Source organism: Acinetobacter chinensis, assembly GCF_002165375.2.
GTDB lineage: Bacteria > Pseudomonadota > Gammaproteobacteria > Pseudomonadales > Moraxellaceae > Acinetobacter > Acinetobacter chinensis.
This window is the reverse complement of the sequence record NZ_CP032134.1, coordinates 2,989,037-3,015,193: the sequence shown is the minus strand read 5'-3', so window position 1 is coordinate 3,015,193 and position 26,157 is coordinate 2,989,037. Positions and strand designations below refer to the sequence as shown.

24 protein-coding genes are annotated in these 26,157 nt (G+C 44.4%); 17 read left to right on the top strand and 7 right to left on the bottom strand.

Translation table 11 applies throughout. The features are described 5' to 3' along the window. Window position 1: 1 nt before the first annotated feature. The 5 genes from CDG60_RS15245 to CDG60_RS15225 form a co-directional block, all read right to left on the bottom strand. On the bottom strand, window positions 2-1,345 hold the full coding sequence (locus CDG60_RS15245; RefSeq protein WP_087513082.1) for a MacA family efflux pump subunit: 1,344 nt from the start codon (window positions 1,343-1,345) through the stop codon (window positions 2-4). 168 nt (window positions 1,346-1,513) lie between these two features. Next, window positions 1,514-2,509: a DNA polymerase III subunit delta gene (gene holA / locus CDG60_RS15240; protein ID WP_087513081.1), complete on the bottom strand. Its 996-nt coding sequence runs from the start codon at window positions 2,507-2,509 to the stop codon at window positions 1,514-1,516. A 6-nt stretch (window positions 2,510-2,515) separates the two neighbouring features. Beyond that, window positions 2,516-3,055 carry an LPS-assembly lipoprotein LptE gene (locus tag CDG60_RS15235; protein ID WP_087513080.1) on the bottom strand — a complete coding sequence of 180 codons (540 nt, stop codon included), beginning with the start codon at window positions 3,053-3,055 and terminating at the stop codon, window positions 2,516-2,518. 220 nt (window positions 3,056-3,275) lie between these two features. Beyond that, the gene (gene leuS, locus CDG60_RS15230; RefSeq protein ID WP_087513079.1) at window positions 3,276-5,897 is read right to left on the bottom strand and encodes a leucine--tRNA ligase; all 2,622 of its coding nucleotides are present in this window, start codon (window positions 5,895-5,897) and stop codon (window positions 3,276-3,278) included. A gap of 146 nt (window positions 5,898-6,043) precedes the next feature. Then, the gene (locus CDG60_RS15225) at window positions 6,044-6,310 is read right to left on the bottom strand and encodes a DUF4124 domain-containing protein (RefSeq protein ID WP_227542969.1); all 267 of its coding nucleotides are present in this window, start codon (window positions 6,308-6,310) and stop codon (window positions 6,044-6,046) included. 741 nt (window positions 6,311-7,051) lie between these two features. On the opposite strand from CDG60_RS15225, the gene CDG60_RS15210 reads away from it, so the two are divergent. The 3 genes from CDG60_RS15210 to ilvC all read left to right on the top strand — a co-directional run bounded on the left by CDG60_RS15210 (window position 7,052) and on the right by ilvC (window position 10,395). Next, entirely contained in the window at window positions 7,052-8,779 is a 1,728-nt protein-coding gene (locus tag CDG60_RS15210) for an acetolactate synthase 3 large subunit (RefSeq protein WP_087513075.1), read from the top strand. Continuing rightward, the gene (gene ilvN / locus CDG60_RS15205) at window positions 8,776-9,267 is read left to right on the top strand and encodes an acetolactate synthase small subunit (RefSeq protein ID WP_087513074.1); all 492 of its coding nucleotides are present in this window, start codon (window positions 8,776-8,778) and stop codon (window positions 9,265-9,267) included. Before CDG60_RS15210 ends, ilvN begins: the two co-directional genes overlap by 4 nt. Window positions 9,268-9,378: 111 nt before the next feature. Then, window positions 9,379-10,395 carry a ketol-acid reductoisomerase gene (ilvC, locus tag CDG60_RS15200; protein ID WP_087513073.1) on the top strand — a complete coding sequence of 339 codons (1,017 nt, stop codon included), beginning with the start codon at window positions 9,379-9,381 and terminating at the stop codon, window positions 10,393-10,395. Window positions 10,396-10,619: 224 nt separating this feature from the next. On the opposite strand, the gene CDG60_RS15195 is transcribed toward ilvC, so the two are convergent. Beyond that, window positions 10,620-11,738: a hypothetical protein gene (locus CDG60_RS15195; protein WP_087513072.1), complete on the bottom strand. Its 1,119-nt coding sequence runs from the start codon at window positions 11,736-11,738 to the stop codon at window positions 10,620-10,622. Window positions 11,739-11,913: 175 nt separating this feature from the next. On the opposite strand from CDG60_RS15195, the gene CDG60_RS15190 reads away from it, so the two are divergent. From CDG60_RS15190 to der, 13 genes are all read left to right on the top strand, one after another. Then, the gene (locus tag CDG60_RS15190; protein ID WP_087513115.1) at window positions 11,914-12,723 is read left to right on the top strand and encodes an XAC2610-related protein; all 810 of its coding nucleotides are present in this window, start codon (window positions 11,914-11,916) and stop codon (window positions 12,721-12,723) included. Window positions 12,724-12,825: 102 nt separating this feature from the next. After that, entirely contained in the window at window positions 12,826-14,112 is a 1,287-nt protein-coding gene (locus CDG60_RS15185; protein WP_087513071.1) for a glycosyltransferase family 4 protein, read from the top strand. A gap of 32 nt (window positions 14,113-14,144) precedes the next feature. Beyond that, window positions 14,145-14,696, top strand: a complete 552-nt coding sequence (locus CDG60_RS15180) for a phosphatase PAP2 family protein (RefSeq protein ID WP_087513070.1) — start codon at window positions 14,145-14,147, stop codon at window positions 14,694-14,696. A gap of 89 nt (window positions 14,697-14,785) precedes the next feature. Beyond that, window positions 14,786-14,986, top strand: a complete 201-nt coding sequence (gene iscX, locus CDG60_RS15175; protein ID WP_087513069.1) for a Fe-S cluster assembly protein IscX — start codon at window positions 14,786-14,788, stop codon at window positions 14,984-14,986. 121 nt (window positions 14,987-15,107) lie between these two features. Continuing rightward, a complete protein-coding gene (gene ndk, locus CDG60_RS15170) occupies window positions 15,108-15,539 on the top strand; it encodes a nucleoside-diphosphate kinase (RefSeq protein WP_087513068.1) in 432 nt (143 codons plus the stop codon). Between the two features lie 121 nt (window positions 15,540-15,660). Beyond that, window positions 15,661-16,896, top strand: coding sequence for a dual-specificity RNA methyltransferase RlmN (gene rlmN, locus CDG60_RS15165; protein WP_087513067.1), 1,236 nt, complete (start codon window positions 15,661-15,663; stop codon window positions 16,894-16,896). Between the two features lie 70 nt (window positions 16,897-16,966). Next, on the top strand, window positions 16,967-17,719 hold the full coding sequence (pilW, locus tag CDG60_RS15160; RefSeq protein WP_227542888.1) for a type IV pilus biogenesis/stability protein PilW: 753 nt from the start codon (window positions 16,967-16,969) through the stop codon (window positions 17,717-17,719). Then, on the top strand, window positions 17,710-18,498 hold the full coding sequence (locus CDG60_RS15155; protein WP_087513065.1) for a helix-turn-helix domain-containing protein: 789 nt from the start codon (window positions 17,710-17,712) through the stop codon (window positions 18,496-18,498). The genes pilW and CDG60_RS15155 overlap by 10 nt, the downstream gene beginning before the upstream one ends. Before the next feature lie 25 nt (window positions 18,499-18,523). Further along, window positions 18,524-19,645: a flavodoxin-dependent (E)-4-hydroxy-3-methylbut-2-enyl-diphosphate synthase gene (ispG, locus tag CDG60_RS15150; protein WP_087513064.1), complete on the top strand. Its 1,122-nt coding sequence runs from the start codon at window positions 18,524-18,526 to the stop codon at window positions 19,643-19,645. 3 nt (window positions 19,646-19,648) lie between these two features. Continuing rightward, window positions 19,649-20,944 carry a histidine--tRNA ligase gene (gene hisS, locus CDG60_RS15145; protein WP_087513063.1) on the top strand — a complete coding sequence of 432 codons (1,296 nt, stop codon included), beginning with the start codon at window positions 19,649-19,651 and terminating at the stop codon, window positions 20,942-20,944. 29 nt (window positions 20,945-20,973) lie between these two features. Continuing rightward, on the top strand, window positions 20,974-21,672 hold the full coding sequence (locus CDG60_RS15140) for a YfgM family protein (RefSeq protein ID WP_087513062.1): 699 nt from the start codon (window positions 20,974-20,976) through the stop codon (window positions 21,670-21,672). Beyond that, window positions 21,672-22,820, top strand: coding sequence for an outer membrane protein assembly factor BamB (gene bamB / locus CDG60_RS15135; RefSeq protein WP_087513061.1), 1,149 nt, complete (start codon window positions 21,672-21,674; stop codon window positions 22,818-22,820). The genes CDG60_RS15140 and bamB overlap by 1 nt, the downstream gene beginning before the upstream one ends. A gap of 170 nt (window positions 22,821-22,990) precedes the next feature. Beyond that, window positions 22,991-24,403 carry a ribosome biogenesis GTPase Der gene (der, locus tag CDG60_RS15130; protein WP_087513060.1) on the top strand — a complete coding sequence of 471 codons (1,413 nt, stop codon included), beginning with the start codon at window positions 22,991-22,993 and terminating at the stop codon, window positions 24,401-24,403. Between the two features lie 109 nt (window positions 24,404-24,512). Here the strand turns inward: der and CDG60_RS15125 are convergent, their stop codons facing one another. After that, complete coding sequence (locus CDG60_RS15125) at window positions 24,513-25,286, bottom strand: SDR family oxidoreductase (RefSeq protein WP_087513059.1); 774 nt, start codon at window positions 25,284-25,286, stop codon at window positions 24,513-24,515. 102 nt (window positions 25,287-25,388) lie between these two features. Between CDG60_RS15125 and mazG the strand changes: the two genes are divergently transcribed. Further along, on the top strand, window positions 25,389-26,156 hold the full coding sequence (gene mazG, locus CDG60_RS15120) for a nucleoside triphosphate pyrophosphohydrolase (protein ID WP_087513058.1): 768 nt from the start codon (window positions 25,389-25,391) through the stop codon (window positions 26,154-26,156). Window position 26,157 lies beyond the last annotated feature (1 nt).

The following is a 26,157-nucleotide window of genomic DNA, read 5'->3' as shown; positions in this document are numbered from 1 at the left end:
CTTAGAATCTCATTGGGCCATTTTTATTGCTGCGCTTTGCAGAATCATTTGAAGTATCTGAACCATCGGCAATGATCACCTGATCACCCTGCTTCAGTCCACGTAAAATCTGAGCAGTGACACGGTTATTCAGACCGACCAGCACCTGTTTACGTTTCGCTGTGCCATCTGCCTGAAGAACACGGGCAACAGAGACAGATGCTTTGCCCTGGTCAATCAGTGCCTTTTCATCAGGACTCAGTTCCAGGCGTTCAGGACGGCCACTGTTCTGAGCACCTTCTTTAGTCTGTGATGGCTTTTGAGCAGATGTATTTTTATCAGAACTGTTTTTCCCGGCTGCACGCTGAGGGCTTCTTGCAGCCTGCAAAGCTGAGGATGGCAGAGTAAGTACGTTTTTAGCTTCAGCCAGAATAATATAAACCTGAGCCGTCATATCAATGCGCAGTTTGCCATCATCATTCGGCACATCAAACAGGGCATTATAATAAACCGCCGTGCTGCTTGATGATGACGTCGAGCTGTTGCTGCTTTCAGTGTTGATGGAGTCTGGCGCAGGTTCCACCTGACGCAGGGTGGCATAGCGTTTTTTCTCACTGTCACCTAAAGTGGTGAAATAGACTTTCTGACCTTCTTCAACTTTCATGACATCAGCTTCAGAAATCTGTGCCTTAATGGTCATGGTGTCGAGTTTTGCCAGTTTGACAATGGTTGGTGCACTCTGATTGGCATTTACGGTCTGACCTTCTTCCGTCACAATCGCAACCACAGTTCCATCAATTGGCGCAACAATCTGTGTATAACCCAGATCTTCTTTCGCGGTTGCAAGAGTCAGTCGGGACTGTTCAATCTGCGCATTCATGGAAGCAATATCAGCCTGCGCTGTTTTAAATGCAGCGATCGCACTGTCCAGTTCGGATTTTGATGTTGCATCTTCTGCATACATATTTTTCTGGCGGATATATTCAGCTTCTGCTTTGGCTAAATTTGCCTGTTTGGTTGCCAGTTGAGCCTGCTGGTTTTTAATGCTGGCTTCTGCTGTTTTCAGATCATTGGTCTGACGGACAGAGTCAATCTGAGCAATCAGCTGTCCCTGTTTCACCTGATCTCCCAGTTTGACATACATGCGTTTGACCTGACCGGATACCTGTGCACCGACGCTGACCATTTTGGTGGCTTCCAGATCACCGGTTGCCAGCACAGAATCTTCAATATCTCCACGCGCAACTTCAGCGGTAATGTACTGAGGTTTGACGTCTTTCGGTTTTAGAAATGTCCACGCAACTGCTGCAATAATGGCAAGGCAGACAGCAATAAGTATAACTTTGGCTGGTTTTATTTTTGGCATGATATACACAGTCTGGTCAGAATGAAAAATTGATCAAATTATAAGGTCGAATTGAGGAGAAAACGTGAATTTTTTAAGGAATTGAAAATGATTATTATTTATTTGATCAATGGGGTTTAAATTACTGATCAAAATACAGAATACTTCATCTGTATTTCTGATCTGAGTTTAAGCAATATCGCTGAACAGAGGTTTTCCACAGAGACTGGAAATTGCCTGCTGAATCAGATGTTCAGGATTTTCATTGCCAATGCCTTTAATGGAAGCGTCAATTCTGAGTAACAGCGCAGGCCAGTTTAAAAAGACAGCAGGATTCAGTCTGCGCAATGCCTGTTGATAGACACTGATTTTATTTTTCCAGATCCCGAGTTGCAGGGCATTCTGAGGCTGTTCAAACAGCTGCATCAGTAAGCGCATTTCTTTACTGATACTCCACAGAATCAGAGTCATGGCTTCACCGGATGCAATCAGATACTGAAAAATTTTGATGGACTGCGCCAGGTTGCCATCAAGTAAGGCATCGTTCAGATCATATGTTGTATAACGTGACTGATCCTGTAAACATGAGTAAAGATGATCAATCTGAATCACCTCAACTTCAGCAAAGGTATCACTGACCCGCATCAGGCTGTTTTTGGCGGCCAGCAGGTTATGTTCATGATGCTGTTCCAGCCATTGCCAGGCATCACTGGCGAGCCTGATTCCCAGTTTTTCAGCTTCAAGCCCTAAGATCCGCTGTCTGTCCTGCGGATAATTTGCAGTTAAAGGAACCGTAACACCATTGGCTTCAATCAGCTGAAAAAAACTGGATTTTAGACTGTTGCTGTCCTGTTTGGGCATTACTACAAGCAACAGATTGTGTTCATTCTGCTGAATGTAGCTCTTCAGCAGTTTGAGACTGCTGGCATCAGGTTTGATATTGCCATGTACTTCAACAGCCAGTTGTGTTGAAAACAGAGAGAGACTGTTTAATGCATTAAAAACGTTTCTCCAGTCGCCGACATTGCTGATGTCATAACGCTGGCGTTCAATTTCGTGGGTGGACCAGCTTTTACGGAATGCATCCAGCAGATTCTGCTCAAGCAGAGGCTCCTGACCATGCATAATCCAAACACCACGTGCTTCATCCACACGTTTCAGTGCCTGAAGATAGTCCATTTTCATGCTGTATTATTCCGCTGCTTTCTTTGGGGCAGGCTGAGAATCAACTGCTTTCGGTAAGCGGTTTGAAGAAATCTGACGAACAATCTGCTGTGCAATGTCATCCATGATGACCTGTTTCAGGTATTTTTCTTCCTGATCATCGGTGTTGACTGTAGCCAGGTCGTACTGATAACTGCGTGAAGCTGTAATAGTCCGTGGTTCAGTCACAGGATTACCCTGAGCATCTTCAATACGGAATGTCACGCTTAAACGAAGCAGTGTTTCCACCAGTTTGCCGTTCAGTTCAAGACGACGTGGAGTGTAGTCCAGTACACGCAGAATATAGGCATTCGGAGAGTTACTGATCTGTACGCCAGCTGCACCCAGGTAAATAGCCAGTTTCTCATGCAGTTCCTCTGCTTGTTCAGGTACGGCAAGATTCATATGTGTATAAGCAACCGGTGTCGCGGACGGACTGGTTCCTTTCAGGTGAAAACCACATCCTGTCAGACTTGCACCTAAGCCCAGGGTTAAAACAACTGCTGCTATACGTTGCGCCAGATGCATGCTGTGTCCTCTGCGGAAAGTTTTAAAATATGTTCAGGAATATTTTCCATGATGACAGGGATTGTAAAGTCAAAGCCCGTTGACTGGCAACGGGCTTTGTAGGCTTTTAGTTCCTTCTCCCTTTGGGATGAGGAATATTTTCCGCAAGAGGATGAGGGTGCTTCAATTTATAAAGACCTCTCCCTAACCCTCTCCTGAGAGGAGAGGGGATACAAGGCTTTTAAACCACCAGATTCACTAACTTATTCGGTACAACGATTTCTTTCTTGGTTGGACCAGTCAGGAACTGCTGTACTTCAGGCAATGCTTTTGCCTGTGCCAGAATATCGTCTTTAGAAGCATCAACAGATACTTCCAGTTTGCCGCGAAGTTTACCGTTTACCTGAACCACGATGGTCTGGGTATTACGTGTTAACGCAGACTCATCTACAGCAGGGAACAGTGTGCTGTTCAGTTCAATACCGAACTCAGCCAGTAAAGTCTGACTCAGGTGAGGTGCAAATGGTGCCAATAAAGTCAGTAATACTGTAATGGCTTCACGCTCAACAGCGACATCGTTATTATCTTCTGCTTCAAATTTATTGGTGGCATTCATCAGTTCCATCAAAGCAGCAATCGCTGTGTTGAAGGCATGACGACGCTCAATGTCATCACCGACTTTCTGGATGGTCTCGTGAGTTTTACGGCGTAAATCCTGAGCATCTACAGAAAGAGCAGTTTTGTCGATATCAGAAGCAGCATTGCCTTTTTCAAGGAAACCAGCAGCCAGGCGCCATACACGTTTCATGAAACGGTTTGCACCCTCAACACCTGCATCTGACCATTCAAGTGACTGATCTGGTGGTGCAGCAAACATCATAAACACACGTGCAGTATCTGCGCCGTACTGATCAATAATCGCTTGCGGGTCGATACCGTTGTTTTTGGATTTGGACATTTTTTCCTGTCCGCCAACAGTCACTTCTTGACCATCACCCTGGTATTTGGCAGAAGTGATACGACCTTTTTCATCGCGCTCAAGGTCAATGTCAGCAGGGTTGAACCAGGTTTTCTTACCTGATTCAGCTTCGCGGTAGTAAGTATCCGCAAGAACCATACCTTGAGTAAGAAGATTGGTGAATGGTTCATTGCCTTGCACCACGCCTTCATCACGCATCAATTTATGGAAGAAACGTGCATAAAGTAAATGCAGGATGGCATGTTCAACACCACCGATGTATTGATTCACTGGCAACCATGACTGCGCAGCTTCAGGCTTAACTAAACCGCCAGTAAAGTCTGGAGATGCATAGCGTGCATAGTACCAGGAAGATTCTACAAAGGTATCTAAAGTATCGGTTTCACGACGTGCTTCGCCACCACAACATGGGCAAGTCGTCTGGTAGAACTCAGGCATCTTGTTCAGTGGGTTACCTGAACCATCAGGAACAACATCCGTTGGTAAAACAACAGGAAGTTGTTCTTCAGGCACAGTCACTTGACCACACTTGTCACAGTTGATCATTGGAATTGGACAACCCCAGTAACGCTGACGGGAAACACCCCAGTCACGTAAACGGAACTGGACTTTCGCATTTGCTAAAGTTTGTGGTTCTAATTTTGCAAGGATTGCATCATAAGCCGCCTGGAAGTCTAAACCGTCAAATTCTGCTGAATTAACCAGTTTGCCTTCTTTAGAGCCATACCATTCCTGCCATTCAGTTGAAGAATAATCTGCATCATCAGCGCCTTTGGCATCGATGACTTGTTGGATTGGCAAGTTGTATTTATTAGCAAACTCAAAATCACGCTCATCATGCGCAGGAACAGCCATCACCGCGCCTGAACCGTATGACATCAACACATAGTTAGCGATCCAGACAGGAACTTCTTCACCTGTGATTGGATGTTTCACTGAAAGACCTGTTGCCATACCTTTCTTTTCAGCAGTGGCAAGATCAGCTTCGGCAACTGAACCCATACGGCATTCTTCAATAAATGCTTTAAGTGTAGGATTGTTTTCAGCAGCTTTTAACGCCATTGGATGTTCTGCTGCAACAGCAACATAAGTCACACCCATTAAGGTATCGCCACGAGTGGTGTATACAGTCAAACCATCTGCATAGACTTCAGGTTGTGCTGACGGGAACTTGATTTCCATCCCTTGTGAACGACCGATCCAGTTGCGTTGCATGGTCAGGACTTGTTGTGGCCAACCGTCTTTTAAAGTATCTAAATCGTCCAGCAATTCCTGTGCATAATCAGTGATGCGGAAGTAATACATTGGAATATCGCGTTTTTCAACCAATGCACCTGAACGCCAGCCACGACCATTTTCAACCTGTTCATTTGCCAGAACAGTCTGGTCAACTGGATCCCAGTTTACAGTTGAAAGTTTGCGGTAAATCAGACCTTTTTTATAAAGCTGAACAAATAACCATTGTTCCCAGTGATAGTACTCAGGCGTACAGGTTGCAAATTCACGATCCCAGTCGACTGCAAGTCCCAGTTTTTTCAGCTGGTCACGCATATACGCGATATTTTCAAAGGTCCATTTTGCAGGAGCGACCTGGTGTGCAATCGCAGCATTTTCAGCAGGTAAGCCGAAAGCATCCCAACCCATTGGCTGGAGAACGGTTTCGCCTTTGAGGCGGTGGAAACGGCTGATCACATCGCCAATGGTATAGTTACGCACATGACCCATATGCAGTTTGCCGCTTGGGTAAGGGAACATCGAGAGGATATAACGACGTGGACCTTCTACAGTGTCGGCAACTTTGAATGATTTGCGATTTTCCCAGTCTTTCTGGACAGCAGGTTCAATCGCACTGGCTTGATATTCAGGGTCAATATGAGTAGTCATAAACGTAATAGAGAACAATGGTTAAAAACTGTGGCACACAGCATAGCGCAAAATACACTGAAAAGTGAATTTTGGACTGTGCCTTATGCAGGAAAAAGTAAAAGAATTTGAGTGAAGCTGAAATTCAGCAGATGCTGCTGATCAGATTATTCACCCCGAGCCTGATCCAGTGCCTTGTTGGCTTCCTGGTGTTGAGCCGCCCTTGCTGCTGCCTCGGCTGCTTCATGAGCTTCAGGCGCAGCAGAAGACGATGTTGCCTGCGGGGCAGGAGCTGAGCTGTTTTTCCAGCCATAAGTGCTGACTTTGGACCTGGCTTTTGCCTGTTTGGGTGGCGGTGTTTTTGTATAGTGGGTTGTGCCTTTTGCATCCACCCATCGGTAATATTCCTGTGCCTGAGCGGTGTTCAGAAACATCAAAGACAGTGCGGTCAGGCAGCAGCTTTTAAATACAGTTGAAATCATGGTTCAGTCCCCGTCATCATCACGCTGAATATACAGACTGTGAGATGAATTTTAAAATAAGTTTACTGTGCATTACTCATCTGCCCCTGGCTTCAGCCTCATTTTTTCCTGATCGGAATATTGTGTTTTATATGATCAGGGTGGTTGAATGGAATGCAGACACAGACCGAAACATTATCCTGTCCGCACTGTATGTATTCAGCTGTGCGGTTAAAACAATGATTCAATTTATTTATATAATTTATACCTGTTTTTTATGAAAATGAAGACACATCGTCTGAGAAGCAGTGGTGCGCAGGCTATGCGGTGAAACTGCCTGAATATCACTCGGGGTTAAAAAATAAACGGTCTGTAAATAAACAGGAAAAAGCCAGTTTTTAAACTTGACAACTGTGTCTGAAACCACAAAAATGCTCACTTCGGTTTTATATGCCTTCATTCGATCACCCTTCGAATAAGTGTCATGTTGCGTAATGGGCATTTTCTCTAGCCGAGAATATGAACAAAGCAGGAAAACATGTTTATCCCAGCATGTTTGAGATCATATATTGCTTAAACGGCAGTCAGATCAGATTTTTTTCCCATTGCTGCAAAAACTGAGAAATATGTGTGCTATAACAGGCAAACAATTCAATGAATGAAATGCTGTCAGTGCCTCCCACTTGACGGCTGATAAGACTAGGGTGAATCACGTTGGAACTTTTATCTGGTGGTGAAATGCTCGTTCGCGCATTGGCGGACGAAGGCGTTGAACATGTTTTTGGATACCCAGGCGGCGCAGTTCTTCATATTTATGATGCGCTATTTCAACAGGAAAAAATAAATCATTACCTCGTACGCCATGAGCAGGCTGCCGGACATATGGCAGATGCATACTCGCGCGTAACAGGTAAAACAGGTGTGGTTCTGGTCACTTCTGGACCAGGCGCAACCAACACGGTTACTCCAATTGCAACGGCTTATATGGACTCCATTCCAATGGTGATCCTGTCTGGTCAGGTTGCGTCACATTTAATTGGTGAAGATGCATTCCAGGAAACAGATATGGTCGGTATTTCCCGTCCTATCGTTAAACACAGTTTCCAGGTACGTCATGCCAGTGAAATTCCTGCGATTATTAAAAAAGCATTTTATATCGCGTCTTCAGGCCGTCCAGGTCCTGTAGTTGTTGATATTCCAAAAGATGCAACGAATCCAGCAGAAAAATTTGCTTACGAATATCCTGAAAAAGTGAAGATGCGTTCTTATCAGCCACCGCATCGTGGTCACTCAGGTCAGATCCGTAAAGCGATTGATGAGCTGATCAATGCAAAACGTCCTGTGATTTATACCGGTGGTGGTGTGGTACAGGGCAATGCATCTGAGCTTCTGACAGAACTGGCACATATACTGAATTATCCTGTCACCAATACCCTGATGGGTCTGGGTGCTTTCCCTGGTAATGATCCACAGTTTGTGGGCATGCTTGGAATGCATGGAACGTATGAAGCCAATATGACTATGGCAAATGCTGACGTGATTTTAGCAATCGGTGCACGCTTCGATGATCGTGTAACCAATAACCCTGCTAAATTCTGTCCAGATGCGAAAGTCATTCATATTGATATTGACCCGGCAACGATTTCAAAAACCATCATTGCGCACATTCCTATTGTGGGTGCGGTTGAGCCTGTACTTCAGGAAATGCTGGTTCAGTTGAAACAGATGAATGTTTCAAAACCTAATCCAGAAGAAATTGCATCATGGTGGTCTCAGATCAATGAATGGCGCAAAGTTCATGGTCTGCGTTATGAAGCTGGTGAAAACGGGGTAATGAAGCCTCAGCAGGTGGTTGCTGCTCTTGATAAAGTAACCAGCAGCCAGGCAATCATTACTTCAGACGTTGGTCAGCATCAGATGTTCGGTGCGCTGTACTATACCTATGTACGTCCGCGTCAGTGGATTAACTCAGGTGGTCTGGGCACAATGGGCGTTGGCTTGCCTTATGCAATGGCGGCGAAGCTGGCATTCCCTGATCAGCAGGTTGTCTGTATTACAGGTGAAGCATCCATTCAGATGTGTATTCAGGAACTGTCTACATGTAAGCAGTATGGTCTGAATGTAAAAATTCTGTGCCTGAACAACCGTGCTTTAGGTATGGTGAAACAGTGGCAGGATATGAACTACGAAGGTCGTCATTCAAGCTCGTATGTTGAGTCACTTCCTGATTTTGCAAAACTGATGGAAGCTTATGGTCACGTCGGTATTCAGATTGATCATGCAGATGAACTTGAATCGAAACTTGAAGAAGCAATGGCAATCAATGATAAATGCGTATTTATCAACGTCATGGTCGACCGTTCAGAACATGTATATCCAATGCTGATCGCTGGTCAGTCCATGAAAGATATGTGGTTATCTAAAGGGGAGCGTACAGAATGAGACATATTATCTCCGTACTCGTTGAAAACGAAGCAGGCGCGCTTTCCCGTTTAGTGGGTTTATTTTCTCAGCGTGGCTATAACATTGAAACTTTAAATGTTGCGCCGACTGAAGACCCGACCATGTCCCGACTGACACTGACCACTTATGGTGATGATCATCAGATTGAGAAAATTACCAAGCAACTGAATAAACTGGTAGAAGTGGTGAAGGTTGTTGATCTGTCAGAAGGTGCGCACATTGAGCGTGAACTGATGCTGATTAAAGTCAAAGCACTGGGTTCTGCCCGTGCAGAGATCAAACGCACAGCAGATATATTCCGTGGGCAGATCGTTGATGTCACACCGACAACTTATACGATCCAGATCGCGGGAACAACCGATAAGCTGGATGGCTTTATTGATGCACTGGCAGAGAACACCATTCTTGAAGTGGTGCGTTCAGGTGTATCCGGTATCGCACGTGGCGAAAAAGTTTTAACTATCTAATTTTATACATTCCGATTATCCTCTCTTTCTGAAAAGGAGAGGGTCTGGTTCAGTGAAAACGAAAACACACACCAGACTGAAAGGAAACAAAGCATTTTAGCGGAGACAGCAATGCAAATTTTTTACGATAAAGACTGTGACTTATCTATCATCCAAGGCAAAAAAGTAGCGATCATCGGTTATGGTTCACAAGGCCATGCGCATGCGCTTAACCTGAAAGATTCTGGCGTGGACGTAACTGTAGGTTTACGTGCAGGTTCTGCTTCATGGAAAAAAGCTGAAAATTCAGGTCTTAAAGTGTCTGAAGTTCCTGCTGCTGTTGCTCAGGCAGATGTGGTAATGATTCTGACTCCAGATGAGTTCCAGTCTCAGCTTTATCGTGACGTAATTGAGCCGAACATCAAGCAAGGCGCTACTCTGGCATTTGCTCACGGTTTCTCTGTTCTTTATAACCAGGTTGTTCCACGTGCTGACTTGGACGTAATCATGGTTGCTCCAAAAGCACCTGGTCACACAGTACGTTCTGAATACCAGCGTGGTTCAGGTGTTCCTGACTTAATCGCGATTCACCAGGATGCTTCTGGTAATGCACGTAATGTGGCGCTTTCTTATGCTTCAGGCGTAGGTGGCGGTCGTACAGGTATTATCGAAACTTCTTTCCGTGAAGAAACTGAAACTGACCTTTTTGGTGAGCAGGCAGTTCTTTGTGGTGGTGCTGTTGAACTGGTTAAAATGGGCTTCGAAACTCTGGTTGAAGCTGGTTATGCTCCAGAAATGGCTTACTTCGAATGCTTACACGAACTGAAACTGATCGTTGATCTGATGTTTGAAGGCGGTATCGCGGACATGAACTATTCAGTATCAAACAATGCTGAATATGGCGAATACGTAACTGGCGTTGAAGTTATCAACGAACAGTCTCGTGAAGCAATGCGTAATGCACTGAAACGTATTCAGTCTGGTGAATATGCGAAAATGTTCATTCAGGAAGGTGCGTTGAACTATCCTTCAATGACAGCTCGTCGTCGTCAGAACGCGGCTCACGGTATTGAAGTGACTGGTGGTAAGTTACGTGCGATGATGCCTTGGATTCAAGCGAACAAGATTGTAGATAAAGAAAAGAACTAAGTTTTAGTTTGATCTTAAAAAACCCACTCGATTGAGTGGGTTTTTTTTTATGGTATTTGATAAGAGTAAAATTACGCGCCTCAAAGCAGCAAAGCTATGTTTTACTGCTTTTCGTGCCTTGGTTCCAGGCAAACAAAATCGTAGATAAAGAGAAAAACTAAGCTTTAGTTTAATCTTAAAAAACCCACTCATCTGAGTGGGTTTTTTTATACTGGATTTTTCAGTTACTGTTCAGGAATCAGTCGAAAACTGTCCTGGTCAATGAAGTAATCCTGGAAATAGCCTTGCTTGAGCTGGATTGTGTATTTCTGACCGATTTTTAAGTCGGATCTGTACCATTGCCAGTCTTTATGAACATAAATATCAGTTAAACCGCTTGTTTCTGCAAGTTCTGGACTGAGTGACCATTGCTGTGAATGCTGATCAACCGAATTTAAATACATCTGAGTTGTTACAATGGCTGCATTATGCTCACTGTAAATCCGGTTCAGCTGCAATGCCCCAAAGTACAGGCAGGGTCCCAGTAAACATCCACTCAGAAGGGCGCTGAAAAAGGGATATTTTTTGCCTTCAGTCCGAATGATCAACCAGCTGAGCAGTATGGAAACAATAATAAAAGGTATCATCAGATTCCATGCTTCTACTGCAAAATGTAAGCCTTGCAGCATCATTGGGCTGACAAGCATTGCAGCAAATCCGATCAGTAAGGCAACAGCTGAGATCAGTAATGGGGAATAACCGATATCCTGTTCCTGACGGGATTTCTTCAGCAACTCCAGTTCTTCAGTAGATGGGTTTTCGTTGAATGTTTCTGGGTTGAGTTGCCAGTGATATTTAAGATTCAGTAAAATTTCTCTGGATTGTTCCTCAGAAAACTGAGGCATGTTCAGTAGTGTCAGTGGGGGTCTTAGGGTTTGATGAAAAAAACCGGAGCGAGCGGGTGAGTGATTGTTGAAACGCAGCAAAGCCCGTTTTTGCCAGAACAGAATGTGGTTCTCAGCTTTGTACATCAGGAGCAGCCGGTAGAGTTTCAGTATGGCTGTGTGATTGGGTGGGAGCTGTAGACAAACAGGCTCTGTCAGTGAACTCAGCTGTGTTTCGCTTTTAAACAGGAGTGAGTGCATACAGCAGCGCTGGTCGGTCAGAATAAATTTTAAAGTCAGATAATGAATGCTGAAACTGACGCTGATGATGATATAGATGAAACGAAACCAGTCAGGCTCATTGTGTTCAAAAGATACTCTGAGAAGAAATAAAACGATGACACTGTAGATAATCCCCAGATTAATGGCTTGCTGTGGACGGCAGCTGTAAAGAGTGAGTTCCCCTGGGTTGGCTTGCATGTTTATTCTTAACTTATTATAAATTCTACTTATTGTATTGTTATATATGATTTTAATGAATAGGGGGTTCTGCTGGAAATAAAAAAAGCTGAACATTCAGTAGTAAAATAGTTTTTACGGACTGTTTGGCTGTGTGACATTATTGAATGAACTGAATTTCACGCTGGATGGTTTTATGAGTATTAAAGCAGTATTGAGTATTCTGATTTTGCTGGGCTGTGCCTCATCCCTGAAAGCTGAAACTGTCTCTGAGAGTGGATTGACTCAGTTACGTGATGTAACGGTTTATATGCAACGTATGCTGAAATCCACAGATGGTCGGTACTTACTCGATATTTACTCAGGCGTCTGGAACCCTCACGGCACATTGTTTAATCTTGAAAATGGTCGTGCAGTCAGTTTTGAAGGGTTCCAGAAAGGTAACAGCATTGAAATGAAATCATTTAACCCTGAACTGGGAGATGCTGCAAAAGGAATGTATAGCCTGGGTGGTGATCTGAATGCACAGTCTGGAGAAATGTCTGCGTTATTGGGTCAAAGAGATGGAGTTTCTGAAAATATCAGTTTTAAACCGATGGTACAGGTATCAGAGCGTCCAGCTTTTGTATTTAAACTTTATGGCTACTGGAATGATAAAACATATAAGCATTATATTAAGCGTATAGATGTTCAGGATAAAAGAACGGGTCAGACTGTTCAGCAGCTCGATGGTTTTTCTGCATTTGCTTATGGGATTAATTATAAAGATATGAATTTTGATGGTTATTTTGACCTGTTGCTGGATGATGCATCTGAGGACAAGCGACTGGAAGATAACTATCAGATTTACTGGATGTATAATCCGCAGACTAAAAAATTTCAGAGATCTCCTCAGCTTGAAAAGATCAAAGGCTCTGCGCATCTGGATGGTGTAAACAGGCAGGTGAATTTTGGCAATGGGCAGAATTATCAGGTGGAAAAAGGACTGTTCAGAAGAATTCAATAACAGCCCGTATGTCAGTTGATTTCAGCAAACTGTCATATAAACAACATCAAAATGAAAAAAAGCAGCGCTAAGCTTGTGTAAAAATCAAGATATAGGTGTGGAATGTCAAATATCTACGCTGCTGAATTGCTAAAACAACAAGATTTTCCAGATAATTTTAAATTCTACTTTAAAAAGACCGTCGGCTCGAATGTGGTACATTGGGCTGATCAGGCACTTGAAAAACTGGTCAGACCCCGCCTGAAAATTGCCATCGTAACGGAAACCTGGCCACCAGAAATTAATGGTGTTGCGATGTCCTTATTGCAGTTGAGTAAAGGACTGCAGGCATCAGGGCATAAAATTTTACTGATCCGCCCATCACAGTTGCATTCATGTGCTGACTTTAAACCCGATCGTGAATGTCTGGTGAAAGGGCAGAGCATTCCTAAATATCCTGGTCTGAAGTTTGGCTGGCCACAGTTTATGAAGCTGTCCGCTGAGCTTGATGATTTTCAGCCCGATGTCGTACACATTGTCACGGAGGGACCTCTGGGGCTTGCTGCGTTGCAGGCTGCCAAAAGTAGAAAACTGCCTGTATCCAGTGGTTTTCACTCAGCCTTTCAGGACTTCAGTCGCTTTTTTGATCTCGCATTTTTTGTGAAACCTGTACAGCGTTATCTGCGTTGGTTTCACAATGCAACTCATCTGACCTGTGTACCGAGTAAGGATACAGAAGAAGCATTGCGTGAATTTGGTGTGAAATGTCCGCTTGTTGTGGTTGGGCGAGGGGTGGATACGGAAAGATTTTCACCTGCACACCGCTCTGAAAAAATCCGCCGGCAGTGGGGTGCGACTGAACAGACCCGCGTCATGATTTATGTGGGACGGGTATCACCGGAAAAAGAAGTGAATGTCCTGATTGATGCCTATAACGCCATGAAAAAAATGGGCAAGGCAGATATTAAGCTGGTTGTGGTTGGTGATGGACCAGATAAAACCCGGCTTGAGCAGATACATAAAAATACCGACATTGTGTTTACTGGAAGTCTGGGTGGCAGGGATCTTGCTTCTGCATATGCAAGTGCAGATGTATTTGTCTTTGCAAGCCAGGTGGAAACATTTGGAAATGTGGTACTGGAAGCCATGGCGAGCGGGTTGCCTGTTGTCGCTTATGACTATGCCTGTGCGGCACTGCATTTAAAACATGAAGTATCTGGCTGGTTAAGCCCAATAGGGCAGGCTTCGGCATTGATCCAGCACATGTATCAGTTACCTGAAAATAACGTGTTACGGCAAATGGGAGCTGTGGCACGTGAAAAAACCCTGCAGGCAGGGTGGAACTATCCTGTTCAGCAGTTTGAACAGGCGTTGTATGCGGTTGCGAAGGAGACGCAAGTGACGTCCTGAAATTTAAGCATCGTGCTTAAAGGAGTGTATCCATGAAATTTAAGAATGCAAAAATAAGAATACTTGACCTGGATCTGAAAGGTTGTCTGTATCTGAATAATTTTTCTCATTCAGACCAGGTGTCGCAGTTTTTTAAAATTATCAATCGTCTCGGAGATGGTCTTTTCTGGGGCAGTATGCTGTTCATTGTCTGGGCAATCAAAGGACTGGCGTTTTATGTTCAGCTGATTTACCTGGCGCTGGGCTGTCTGATCGGTACCATGATTTATAAGGTCCTGAAAAGTAAAACAGTCAGACCACGACCGTATCAGGTGCATCAGGTCATCCGCATGGGGGAGCGACCACTGGATCACTTCAGTTTTCCTTCGGGACATACGCTGCATGCCGTCATGGTAACGACTGTGCTGGGTTATGTAGCACCTGTACTGTTGATTGTGATGCTGCCTTTTACCGTACTGGTTGCACTTTCAAGAATGGTGCTGGGACTGCATTATCCAAGTGATGTTGCGGTGGGTGCAGTGATCGGTGCTGTAGTCGCTACCGCTGTGATTTTTACAGCACCTTATCTGAATATCGTGCTGTAAAGATTGTATATACAGATGCGGTACTGGTGTTTAAAGACTGAAATTTGTTAAAGTACAGCATCGAATTTTTACAGTACGCAGGATAAGTCATGGGCTTACGCTGGACAGATACCATTGATATTGCAATAGAGCTGTATGAAGCTCACCCTGATGTAGACCCTCAGTGGATCCGTTTCACTGACCTGCATGCCTGGGTATGCGCATTACCGGACTTTTCAGACAGTCCAGAAAAATCTACAGAAGGTCTGCTGGAAGCGATTCAGATGGCGTGGATAGACGAAGCCAGCTGAAAGCACCAGGCAGTACATCGAAAAAATCGGCTTTTTTTACATATCAGCTGCTGAAATCAGCCTGTTATTCGGTATAATGCGGCAAAATTTTCACGTCTAATTTGACATAAGGAGCCAATCAATGGCTATTGAACGTACTTTATCTATCGTTAAACCAGATGCTGTTGGCAAAAACCACGTTGGCGATATCTTTGCCCGTTTTGAAAAAGCTGGCCTTAAAATCGTTGCAACTAAAATGAAACACCTGTCTAAAGCTGAAGCTGAAGGCTTCTATGCTGAACACAAAGAACGTGGTTTCTTTGGTGACTTAGTTGCATTCATGACTTCAGGTCCAGTTGTTGTTTCAGTTCTTGAAGGCGAAAACGCAGTTCTTGCTCACCGTGACATCCTTGGCGCAACTAACCCTAAAGAAGCTGCTCCAGGTACAATCCGTGCAGACTTCGCTGTAAGCATCGATGAAAACGCTGCTCACGGTTCTGACTCTGTAGCATCTGCTGACCGTGAAGTTAACTACTTCTTCGCTCAGACTGAGATCTGCCCACGTACTCGTTAATTCGCAGTATTCAAACCAGATAAGTGTTATTATACTTATCTGGTTTTTTTATTTCTTGAGCTTCATCTGCTTATTTATTGAGCATCTTCTGTCTTTTAAAATATGGTTTAGGTAATTACACATGAGTACCGAAGTGACTGCTTCATCCGTTATTTCTGCTGAACAGCAAACATCAGTATCCGTTTCTGCGCAGAAAGAACCTGTACAAAAAGTGAATTTACTGGGTATGTCCAGGGCTGAACTTGAAAAGTTTTTTGAAGATATGGGAGAGAAGAAGTTTCGTGCCAGTCAGGTCATGAAATGGATTCATCAGTTTTTTGTCACTGATTTTGCTGAAATGACCAATATTTCAGGCAAGTTACGTGAAAAACTGGAAAAAATCTGTGAAATTAAAGCACCAGAAGTGGTGCATAAAAATTATTCCAAAGACGGTACCCGAAAATGGGTGTTCCGTGTCGGTGAGGGTGAAGGCTCACTCGTCGAAACTGTACTGATTCCTGCTGAACACCGCAGTGGTTTACGTCGCACTTTGTGTATTTCATCGCAAGTGGGCTGTGCACTGGACTGTTCATTCTGTTCTACAGGTAAACAGGGCTTTCAGCGCGATCTGACTCAGGCAGAGATCATTGGTCAGCTGTGGATGGCAAACTATTCCTACATGGAAGATGTGCCTGTGCTTGAGCGTGAACGTTCTGTGACCAATGTCGTGATGATGGGCATGGGTGAACCGCTTTTAAATTATGATGCTGTTCTGAACTCAATGCGTACCATGCTCGACGACTTTGCTTATGGCATGTCAAAACGCCGTGTCACGCTGTCCACATCAGGTGTTGTGCCTAAAATTGATCAGATGGTGAAAGATATTGATGTGGCTTTGGCGATATCACTGCACGCACCGAATGATGAATTGCGTAATGAACTGGTTCCAATCAATAAGAAATATCCGCTGGAACAGTTGATTGCAGCGTGTCAGCGTTATATTGCCAAAGATGGCAACGAAAGTTCACGTAAACACGTGACGATTGAGTATGTCATGCTGGATGGTGTCAATGACCATCCTGAGCATGCGCAGCAGATGATTAAGCTGTTGAAAAATCTGCCAAGTAAAATTAATTTAATTCCTTTTAATCCGTTTCCGCATGCGCCATACGGACGTTCAAGCCGTAACCGGATTATTTCTTTCCAAAAAACTTTGTCTGATGCAGGATTTGTGTGTACGATTCGTCAGACACGTGGTGACGATATTGATGCAGCTTGTGGTCAGCTTGTTGGTCAGGTTGCAGATCGTACCCGTCGTGCAGAGCAATGGAAAAAGAAAATTTCAGAAAAAAATGAGATATTGCGTTCGCAAGGCTAGATCAAGGGGAAGTCAATTGGGTAAGTCTGTTTTAAAAATTGCATTTATAACAACAGTCTGTATATCAACAATGTTGATTTCAGGCTGTCAGACTCCCGCTACAATTGGACAGAAAGATCCTGAAAAAGCAGTCAAAGTCAGATCTCAGCTGGCGGCTGAATACATTCGCAGTGGTGATCTTGATGCAGCGAAACGTGCACTGGATCAGGCACTTGAGTCAGATCCACGTGATGCGAATGCCAATATGATGATGGGTATCCTGTTACAGCAGGAAGGCAGCAAAATCAGCATGGAAAAAGCTGACAGCTATTTCCGCCGTTCCATCTCATCAGATTCCAAAAATGCGCAGGCGCGTAACAACTATGGTACGTACTTATATCAGGTTGAGCGTTATAATGAGGCGGTTGAACAACTGAGTATTGCGGGAGCAACGCTTGGATATGATCAGCGTTCAAGAGCACTTGAAAATCTTGGACGGGTATATCTGAAGCTGGGAGATCAGGCGAGTGCTGAAAAAGCATTCAGACAGGCACTCCAGGCAAACCGTAATTCTTTTGTTTCAATGCTGGAATTATCAGAAATTCTTTATCTGAACCAGCAGGCTGAATCCGCAGGGAAGCTGTATGAACAGTTTGTCCGTGCAGTCGGTCAGAAAAATCAGGGAGCGCGTGCATTATGGATCGGTATCCGCATCGCACGGGCCAATGGCGATAATCTGGGAATGCAGGTGCTGGTCAATCAGTTACGGGCTCTGTTTCCAGACAGCCAGGAATACCAAAGTTATTTGAAATTACAGCACAGTACTGAGGCCGTATGGAAGTAAATCCTAATTCACAGCAACCAACCGGTTCAAGCACAGCAACCAACGCATTAGGAAATGTTCAGCGTCCAGGTGAATACTTGCGTCAGATTCGCATGAATCAGAAGCATGAATTAAATGTAGTTGCAGCAGAACTGAATATGCCGCTGAAAACCTTGACTGCTCTGGAACAGGATGATTACAAATCATTGCCTGAACCGGCATTTATCAAGGGTTATTATCGTACTTATGCGAAATATCTGAAAGTGGATGCTTCAACGATCATTCAGCGTTTTGATGAAATTTATGCAAACGATACAGGTCTGTTACCGAATCATGCCCTGAATAATTCTCCAATTAAAATTATGGGGAAACTGCCAGGTTCAAACAGTGAACGTAACAGAAAATGGCTGAAGCGCAGTCTGATTGCAGCTGTTGCTGTTGTAGTACTGGCTGGACTGGTGATGCTGATCCAGAACTGGACATCATCAGGTTCTGACTCAGAAGCACCTGTGGCTGAAGAGCCGGATGTTCAGGTATTGAGTATGAACGGTACGGAAGCAGTTTCAGGTGATCAGTTAAAGCTTGAGTTCAGCCGTCCGACTTCAGTCAATATCGTGGATTCTACAGGTAAGGTCCTTGCGACAGGTCGTCAGGCTTCAACATTGGCTGTCAGCGGTGAAACACCATTCCAGATCCGTCTGGATGATGCAGCAGCAGTGTCATTAAGCTTAAATAATGAAAGTATTTCATTGTCTCCATATACTGTAAACGGCAAAGCAGAATTCCGTTTATCACGTTAATGCAGGCGAACAGCAGAGCAATACAATGATTGAGAATCCAATTAAACGTCGACCTACCCGTAAAATCCGTGTTGGTTCAGTTTATGTCGGGGGGGATGCACCAATCAGCATCCAGAGTATGACCAATACTGAAACCTGTGATGTCGATGCGACAGTTGCACAGATTCAGCGTTGTGCAGATATCGGTGCAGATATTATGCGTGTTTCTGTACCGAGTATGGAAGCCGCTGAAGCTTTTGGTGAAATCCGTAAGCGTGTAAACGTACCGTTGGTTGCAGACATTCACTTTGATTATAAAATTGCACTGCGTGTTGCAGATCTTGGTGCAGACTGTCTGCGTATTAACCCAGGTAATATCGGTTCAGAAGCGAAAATCCGTGAAGTGGTTGCTGCTGCACGTCATAACGATATTTCCATGCGTATCGGGGTCAATGCCGGTTCACTGGAAAAAGATATTCAGAAAAAATATGGAGAACCGACCGGTCAGGCACTGCTTGAATCAGCCATGCGCCATATTGATATTCTGAACCGTCTTGATTTTCATGAATTTAAGGTCTCCGTAAAAGCATCCAATGTGTTTTTAACCATGGATGCCTACAGACTGCTGTCTGAACAGATTGATAACCCGTTACATCTGGGTGTCACAGAAGCTGGGGTGTACCGCACAGGTTCAGTGAAGTCTGCCATTGCACTGGGTGGTCTGCTGATGGAAGGCATTGGTGACACCATGCGTATTTCTCTGGCAGCAGAACCTGAAGAAGAAATTAAAATCGGTTTTGATATTTTAAAATCGCTTGGTTTACGTTCCAACGGCATTAACTTTATTGCCTGTCCGAGCTGTTCGCGTCAGGAATTTAATGTCATCAAAGTCATGCAGGCGTTGGAAGAGCGTCTGGAAGATGTCCGTACCCCAATGGATGTCTCTGTGATTGGCTGTAAGGTCAATGGACCTGGTGAAGCCAAGGAAGCAGATATTGGTGTGGTGGGTGCTGCACCCCGTTCGCTTGTTTATCTGAATGGTGAAAAAAGCCATTTGATTGATACAGGTCAGTTGGTTGATGAAATCGAATCCATGGTTCGTCAACGTATCGTAGAGATTGAAGAAGCTAAATCGAAAGAGATTATCCGTACAAGTTTTTCTGAGTAAATCATGAGTTCAATTGTTGCAATTAAAGGTTTTAATGACGTACTTCCATCCCAGTCCGCTGCGTGGAGACGTCTTGAACAGCATCTGGCTTCCATTATGGATGCTTATGGTTACCAGCAGATTCGTCTGCCGATAGTTGAACAGACGCATCTGTTCAAACGTTCAATCGGCGATGCAACGGATATTGTCGAAAAAGAAATGTACACATTTTTTGATAAAGGTAATCCGCCTGAGTCTCTGACTTTGCGTCCTGAGGGGACAGCAGGTTGTGTACGTGCGATGGTTGAACATAATCTGCTGCGTGGTGCAACACCGCGTGTCTGGTATGTTGGTCCAATGTTCCGTTATGAAAAACCGCAGAAAGGACGTTACCGTCAGTTCCACCAGTTCGGTGTGGAAACTTTTGGCGTGGCAACACCTGATCAGGATGCGGAAGTGATTCTGCTGACTGCGCGTTTATGGAAACGCATGGGTGTGGCAGATAAAGTTCAGCTGGAACTGAATACACTGGGTGAGTCTGAAGAACGTGCAGAATACCGTGCAGCACTAGTTGAATTTCTGACTGCACACAAGGCTGATCTGGATGAAGATTCTCAGCGTCGTTTAAGCACCAACCCACTGCGGATTCTGGATTCTAAAGATGCTAAAACACAAACAATTTTAGAAAATGCACCAAAACTTCATGACTTTATGAGTGAAGAAACCCTGCAGCATTTTGAGCAGTTGAAGCAGTATCTGACTGATGCGGGTATTTCTTTTGTCATTAATCAGAAACTGGTTCGTGGTCTCGACTATTACAATAAAACCGTGTTTGAATGGACAACAACGCATCTGGGTTCACAGGGCACAGTCTGTGCAGGTGGACGTTATGACGGTCTGGTTGGACAGTTGAAAGGTAAGGCTGATCAGTCTGTACCTGCGGTTGGTTTTGCAATGGGTATGGAGCGTTTATTGCTTCTGCTTGAACAGGTCGAAGACAACACACCTGTCCGTGAATGTGATATTTTCCTGGTTGCAGATCCTGCATCACAAGGTAAGGCACTGGTACTGGCAGAGCAGATCCGTGATCAGCTGGAAGCAGCGGGCAGTACAATCCGTCTGAAAACAGGTTCACAGGGTTCAATGAAGAGTCAGATGAAAAAAGCTGATCAGTCAGGGGCTGTTTTTGCAATGATTCTGGGTGAGCGCGAGTGGGAAGCACAGCAGTTGTCTGTGAAGGAACTTGCAACAGCTGAACAGAATGATGTTGCAATTACTGATATTGTTACATTTGTCATGGGCAGATTTTCTGCAAAATAAGCCGAAAATATAAGGGAAAAGGTAGTCGTATGAGCGCGTTAAGTGAAGAAGAACAACTTGATAATTTAAAATCTTTCTCCAAAAAGTATGGCTCTGCCATCGTCAGTGGGATTTTAATTGCGTTGATTGCCTTTTTCGGCTGGGAGTACTGGCAGAAGAAAACACTGGCAGAAAACCAGATGAGCACAGCGAAAGTTCAGCAACTGATGGATGATGCAAATGCTGCCAATGGTGCAAATGCTTTTAATGACCTGTCTGCTACTGCGGATAAAATCGTGAAAGAAGCACCTGATTCAGCACAGGCCATTCAGACCCAGTTTCTGATGGCAAAGCTGGCTTTTGATAAAGGCGATTATGCAGCTGCTGAAAAAGCACTGAAGAAAGTTGAAAACTCAAAAGTGAAAGATGACGGTCTGATCCAGGTACTGAAACTGCGCCTGGCTTATGCTCAGCTTGCTCAGAAAAAATATGATGAATCTCTGAAAACTTTGACAGCAGTCACTGATCCGGCATTTAAAGCAACGGCTGAAGAAGCCCGTGGCGATGTCTATGTTGCAAAAAATGATGTCGAAAATGCTAAAAAAGCATATAAGAGCGCATGGGATGTATTGCTTGAGCGCAAACAGGAACGTCAGATTTTACAGATTAAACTCGAAAGTGTAGGCGTTCTGGTGGATGATCCGGATGTTGAACGCCCAGTTCTGAATACACAAGTGGAAGCGTCTTAATGGATATAAAATATAAAATACCGTTTGCTTTAACCGTGCTGGTCGTTGCACTGGCTGGATGTTCGAGTAATAAAATCAAAGTTGAAGAAGTAAAGCCGAATCCACTGCCTAAACTTGTACAGAGCAAGACCCTTGTTCCTGTCTTTACGCATTCTGTGTCCGCAACTTCTGCCAAAGATCCATTACGTTTACAGATGGATGTAGAAAATGGCGTGATTTTTACGGTTGATCCTAAAGGTGAAGTATCCGCATTCCGTGGTAAAGACCGTCTGTGGCAGAAAAAAATCAGTAAATCAGGTCTGAGTGCCGGTGTTGAAGCGGGTGAAGGCATGCTGATTACCGGTAATGAAAAAGGACAGATTTTTGCACTTGATCAGGCTACTGGTGAGCAGAAATGGACAGCTCAGCTGGCGGGTGCGGTGCTTGCACCATCACTGATTCAGTCTGGGCGTGTTGTGACCGTCAGTAATGATGGCACAGTCTATGGGCATGATCTGGCAACTGGTCAGCAGCTGTGGACGTATAACCTGCCGAATGTTCAGTTCAGCCTGCGTGGTATGGCGAAACCGGTTGCACTTGATGCACAGACAGCCATTATTGCGTCTGCCAATGCCTATGTATATGCCCTGGATATTTTAAGTGGCGTGCCACGTATGCAGCGTCGTGTAGCTGTCAGTGATGGACGTTCTGATATTCAGCGTCTGAATGATATTGATGGTGATCCTGTTATCGCAGGTCAGTTCCTTGTGACAACCAGTTTTCAGGGGCAGGTGACTGTGACTGATCTTGCAACCCAGCAAGTGATCTGGAGTGAAGACTCAAGCAGTATCCGTCGTCCAGAGGTTGCAGGTAATGCCGTTTTTGTTGCAGGTGCAGATGGCAAAATTACTGCTTATGAAATTACGACAGGGCAGGAACTCTGGCAGAATGACAGTCTGCTGAACCGTAAACTGAGTAATCCGGTTATGCTGGGTCAGGATCTCGTTGTGGGTGATTATGAGGGCGCACTGCACCTGATTAACCCTGCAAATGGTGAGCTGACCGGTCGTGCTAAAACCAGCGGTGAAGTCCGTTCACTGCGTGTTGTAGACAATCAGTTATATGTATCCACGCAAAAGGGTGCATTCAGCGTCTGGCAGAACCGTTAATTTTTTTTCTGCCTTGTGCTAAACTATAGCGCTGATATTTAATTTTTTTAAAATTCTCGGGGTTTTGATTATTCAGCCCCGAGTTTTTATTCAGGTTTTACCCTGTTTTTCTTCTATTGTTTCTGATGTTCAGACCAGCCCGCTGTCTGATTCTGAATTAAGGTTAATCTATGAAACCCGTAATTGCGCTCATTGGTCGTCCGAACGTCGGAAAATCAACTTTATTTAACCAGATTACCAAGAGCCGTGATGCTTTGGTAGCTGACTTCGCAGGTCTGACCCGCGACCGTAAATATGGCGATGCTGTATTTCAGAATAAATCCTTTATTGTGGTCGATACTGGGGGTATTGGCGAAAATGAAGGAGGCATTGACTCCTACATGGCAGAACAGTCCAAAACTGCCATTCATGAAGCCGATATTATTATATTTGTGGTAGATGCCCGCGCAGGTCTGCTTGCTTCAGATGAGCAGATTGCCCGTGAGCTGCGTACCCTGGGTAAAAAAGTTTACCTGGTTGCCAACAAAGTGGATGGCGTACATGCCGAAGCTGCGCTCGTAGAGTTTTTTAAACTCGGTATGGGCGAGCCAATGCAGGTTGCAGCCAGTCATGGTCGTGGTGTTCAGCAGATGCTGGAAGACGTACTGGCTGATGTACCTGAAGATGAAAATCCAGAAGAGCACGATAAACATACAGGGCTGCGTTTAGCGATTATTGGTCGTCCAAACGTCGGTAAATCGACGTTGGTGAACCGTCTGCTAGGTGAAGAACGTGTTGTGGCATTTGACCAGCCAGGAACAACGCGTGACTCGATTTACATCCCATTTGAACGTGATGGTCGTCAGTACACTCTGATTGATACTGCGGGTGTGCGCCGTAAAGGTAAAGTCGATGAAATGATTGAGAAATTCTCAATTGTGAAAACTTTGCAGGCAATGAAAGATGCACATGTTGTTGTAATTGTTGTGGATGCACGTGATGGTATCGTGGAGCAGGATCTGCACCTGATTGGCTATGCGCTTGAAGCTGGTCGTGCCATGGTGATTGCGATCAACAAATGGGACAATATGTCTGATTATGACCGCAAACAGTGCAAGTTGGATGTGGATCGTCGTTTTGACTTTATTCCATGGGCTAAAATCCATCTGATTTCGGCATTGTACGGTACGGGCGTTGGTGATTTATATCCATCCATTCACCGTGCTTATGATTCTTCGCACCTGAAAGTATCACCTGCAAAAATCACTCAGATTTTAAATGATGCAACCGATGCTCATCAGCCTCCAATGGTACAGGGTCGCCGTATTAAAATGCGTTATGCGCATATGGGCGGTCAGAATCCACCGATGATTGTCATTCATGGTAATAAAGTGGATAAAACACCAGCGGATTACCGTCGTTATCTGGAAAACGTGTTCCGTAAAGTCTATAAACTTGAAGGTACGCCAGTCAAAATCGAATTCAGAACCTCTGAGAACCCGTTTGAAGGTCGTAAATCTCAGATTGATGAACGTACTGCTGCCCGTAAACGCCGTTATGTTCAGAAATTCAAAAAGGCTGAAAAGAAATTTAAACGTGGCTAAGTGCTGAAAAATGCACAGTTACAATAAAAAACCAGTATCCAGTGATGCTGGTTTTTTTTATGGGCAGTACTGATGTTCAGCATTACTGGATTGCGATAAGCATTCAGTATTATTTACGCCGTGCAATCAGCAGATTACTTAAACGGTTTACGAACTGAGGACTGACACTGGACAGCCCAAACAGAACTTTGGTTTTCAAGCCAACGGGCAGATGCGTTGCTGTAAACAGGGTATCTTTTGCTTTCGCTCGGCTGTATACATCTTTTGCGACATCAGAGGCAGTTAAATGTACGCCCATGTTATCAATGCTTGCAGCATCCATATTTTTTACCATGGCAGTCTGTACAAACAGAGGCATCACATCCAGTACACGGATGCCGTATTTTTTCCATTCGATATCCAGTGCTTCAGTAATCCCGCGAACAGCAAATTTACTGGCAGAGTAGGACACCAGGTCAGGTTGTCCATAGATGGCTGAAGCTGACGACAGATTGATGACCCGTGCAAAGGATGCTGTTTTTAAAAAAGGTAAAGCCGCATGACAGCCATTGAGTACACCTTTAATATTGATATCCACCGTCCGGTGATGTGACTGAATATCGGTATTTGCAAATGCCCCTGAATAAAGAATCCCTGCATTATTCACAAGAATATTCAGCTCACCTGCCCATGCGGTAAATTCGGTCAGCGCTGCCTGCCACTGTGCATAGTCAGAAACATCGAGCAATCCTGCTTTGGCATTGTTTCCCAGTTGCTGCGCAAGCTGTTCGGCCTGGGAAATATTGATATCATAGATACCGACTTTATAACCCTGTTGATGGAACAGGGTTGCAATGGCTGCCCCAATCCCCTGTGCAGCCCCACTGATAAAGATACTTTGCATGTCTTTTGCTCCCTGTTCTGTATTGTTCTGATTTTTTTAATGCAGACTGAGCATAGCAATAAAACCTGTAAATATGAACCTGAAACATGCTGAGGAATTCCCATGGAACAACTGTTGAATATCATGAAAGAACTTCGGGAAAAATGTCCCTGGGATCGTGAACAGACACCTCAGAGTCTGACCCGCTACGCCATTGAAGAAGCTTATGAAGTTGAAGATGCCGTAAGAAATGGCAATGCCAGTGATGTGCGGGATGAACTGGGTGATCTGCTGTTGCAGGTGGTGTTTCAGTCACAGATGTACAGTGAGCTAGGGGCATTTGATTTCTCTGATGTGGTGCAGGCGATTACAGATAAGCTGATCCGTCGGCATCCTCATGTATTTCAGGCTGAACAGTTTGCAGCTTTAAGTCCGGAAGAAGTGTCTGAGCTTTGGAAACAGATCAAGCAAAAAGAAAAAGCAGATCAGGCGGTTTCCAGGCTGGACAGTATCAAGCATGGGTCTGCCATTTCTCAGGCTGAACAGATCCAGCAGAATGCAGCACAGATCGGATTTGATTTTGAAGATGTTGCAGGTGCTTATGCCAAACTGGAAGAGGAACTTTCTGAACTGAATCAGGCTGTTCAGCAGCAGAATTCCGACGAAATAATGGCAGAATTCGGTGACTGCCTGTTTTCACTGATCAATGTTGGACGTAAACTTGGCGTTTCTGGGGAAATGGCTCTGTTAAGAACCATTCATAAATTTAGAAGTCGCTTTGCTTATATTGAAGATCAGGCTGGTCATCAGAATAAAAAAATTGAAGAACTGAGCCTCGAAGAAATGGATCAACTTTGGGAGCAGGCGAAAAAACAATTAAAAACAGGCTAAA

Bases quoted from the DNA above. Each gene is read 5' to 3' on its own strand.
- CDG60_RS15245 (WP_087513082.1), bottom strand. From the start codon at position 1,345: ATGCCAAAAATAAAACCAGCCAAAGTTATACTTATTGCTGTCTGCCTT.
- holA (WP_087513081.1), bottom strand. From the start codon at position 2,509: ATGAAAATGGACTATCTTCAGGCACTGAAACGTGTGGATGAAGCACGT.
- CDG60_RS15235 (WP_087513080.1), bottom strand. From the start codon at position 3,055: ATGCATCTGGCGCAACGTATAGCAGCAGTTGTTTTAACCCTGGGCTTA.
- leuS (WP_087513079.1), bottom strand. From the start codon at position 5,897: ATGACTACTCATATTGACCCTGAATATCAAGCCAGTGCGATTGAACCT.
- CDG60_RS15225 (WP_227542969.1), bottom strand. From the start codon at position 6,310: ATGTTTCTGAACACCGCTCAGGCACAGGAATATTACCGATGGGTGGAT.
- ilvN (WP_087513074.1), top strand. From the start codon at position 8,776: ATGAGACATATTATCTCCGTACTCGTTGAAAACGAAGCAGGCGCGCTT.
- ilvC (WP_087513073.1), top strand. From the start codon at position 9,379: ATGCAAATTTTTTACGATAAAGACTGTGACTTATCTATCATCCAAGGC.
- CDG60_RS15195 (WP_087513072.1), bottom strand. From the start codon at position 11,738: ATGCAAGCCAACCCAGGGGAACTCACTCTTTACAGCTGCCGTCCACAG.
- CDG60_RS15190 (WP_087513115.1), top strand. From the start codon at position 11,914: ATGAGTATTAAAGCAGTATTGAGTATTCTGATTTTGCTGGGCTGTGCC.
- CDG60_RS15185 (WP_087513071.1), top strand. From the start codon at position 12,826: ATGTCAAATATCTACGCTGCTGAATTGCTAAAACAACAAGATTTTCCA.
- CDG60_RS15180 (WP_087513070.1), top strand. From the start codon at position 14,145: ATGAAATTTAAGAATGCAAAAATAAGAATACTTGACCTGGATCTGAAA.
- iscX (WP_087513069.1), top strand. From the start codon at position 14,786: ATGGGCTTACGCTGGACAGATACCATTGATATTGCAATAGAGCTGTAT.
- ndk (WP_087513068.1), top strand. From the start codon at position 15,108: ATGGCTATTGAACGTACTTTATCTATCGTTAAACCAGATGCTGTTGGC.
- rlmN (WP_087513067.1), top strand. From the start codon at position 15,661: ATGAGTACCGAAGTGACTGCTTCATCCGTTATTTCTGCTGAACAGCAA.
- pilW (WP_227542888.1), top strand. From the start codon at position 16,967: ATGTTGATTTCAGGCTGTCAGACTCCCGCTACAATTGGACAGAAAGAT.
- CDG60_RS15155 (WP_087513065.1), top strand. From the start codon at position 17,710: ATGGAAGTAAATCCTAATTCACAGCAACCAACCGGTTCAAGCACAGCA.
- ispG (WP_087513064.1), top strand. From the start codon at position 18,524: ATGATTGAGAATCCAATTAAACGTCGACCTACCCGTAAAATCCGTGTT.
- hisS (WP_087513063.1), top strand. From the start codon at position 19,649: ATGAGTTCAATTGTTGCAATTAAAGGTTTTAATGACGTACTTCCATCC.
- CDG60_RS15140 (WP_087513062.1), top strand. From the start codon at position 20,974: ATGAGCGCGTTAAGTGAAGAAGAACAACTTGATAATTTAAAATCTTTC.
- bamB (WP_087513061.1), top strand. From the start codon at position 21,672: ATGGATATAAAATATAAAATACCGTTTGCTTTAACCGTGCTGGTCGTT.
- der (WP_087513060.1), top strand. From the start codon at position 22,991: ATGAAACCCGTAATTGCGCTCATTGGTCGTCCGAACGTCGGAAAATCA.
- CDG60_RS15125 (WP_087513059.1), bottom strand. From the start codon at position 25,286: ATGCAAAGTATCTTTATCAGTGGGGCTGCACAGGGGATTGGGGCAGCC.
- mazG (WP_087513058.1), top strand. From the start codon at position 25,389: ATGGAACAACTGTTGAATATCATGAAAGAACTTCGGGAAAAATGTCCC.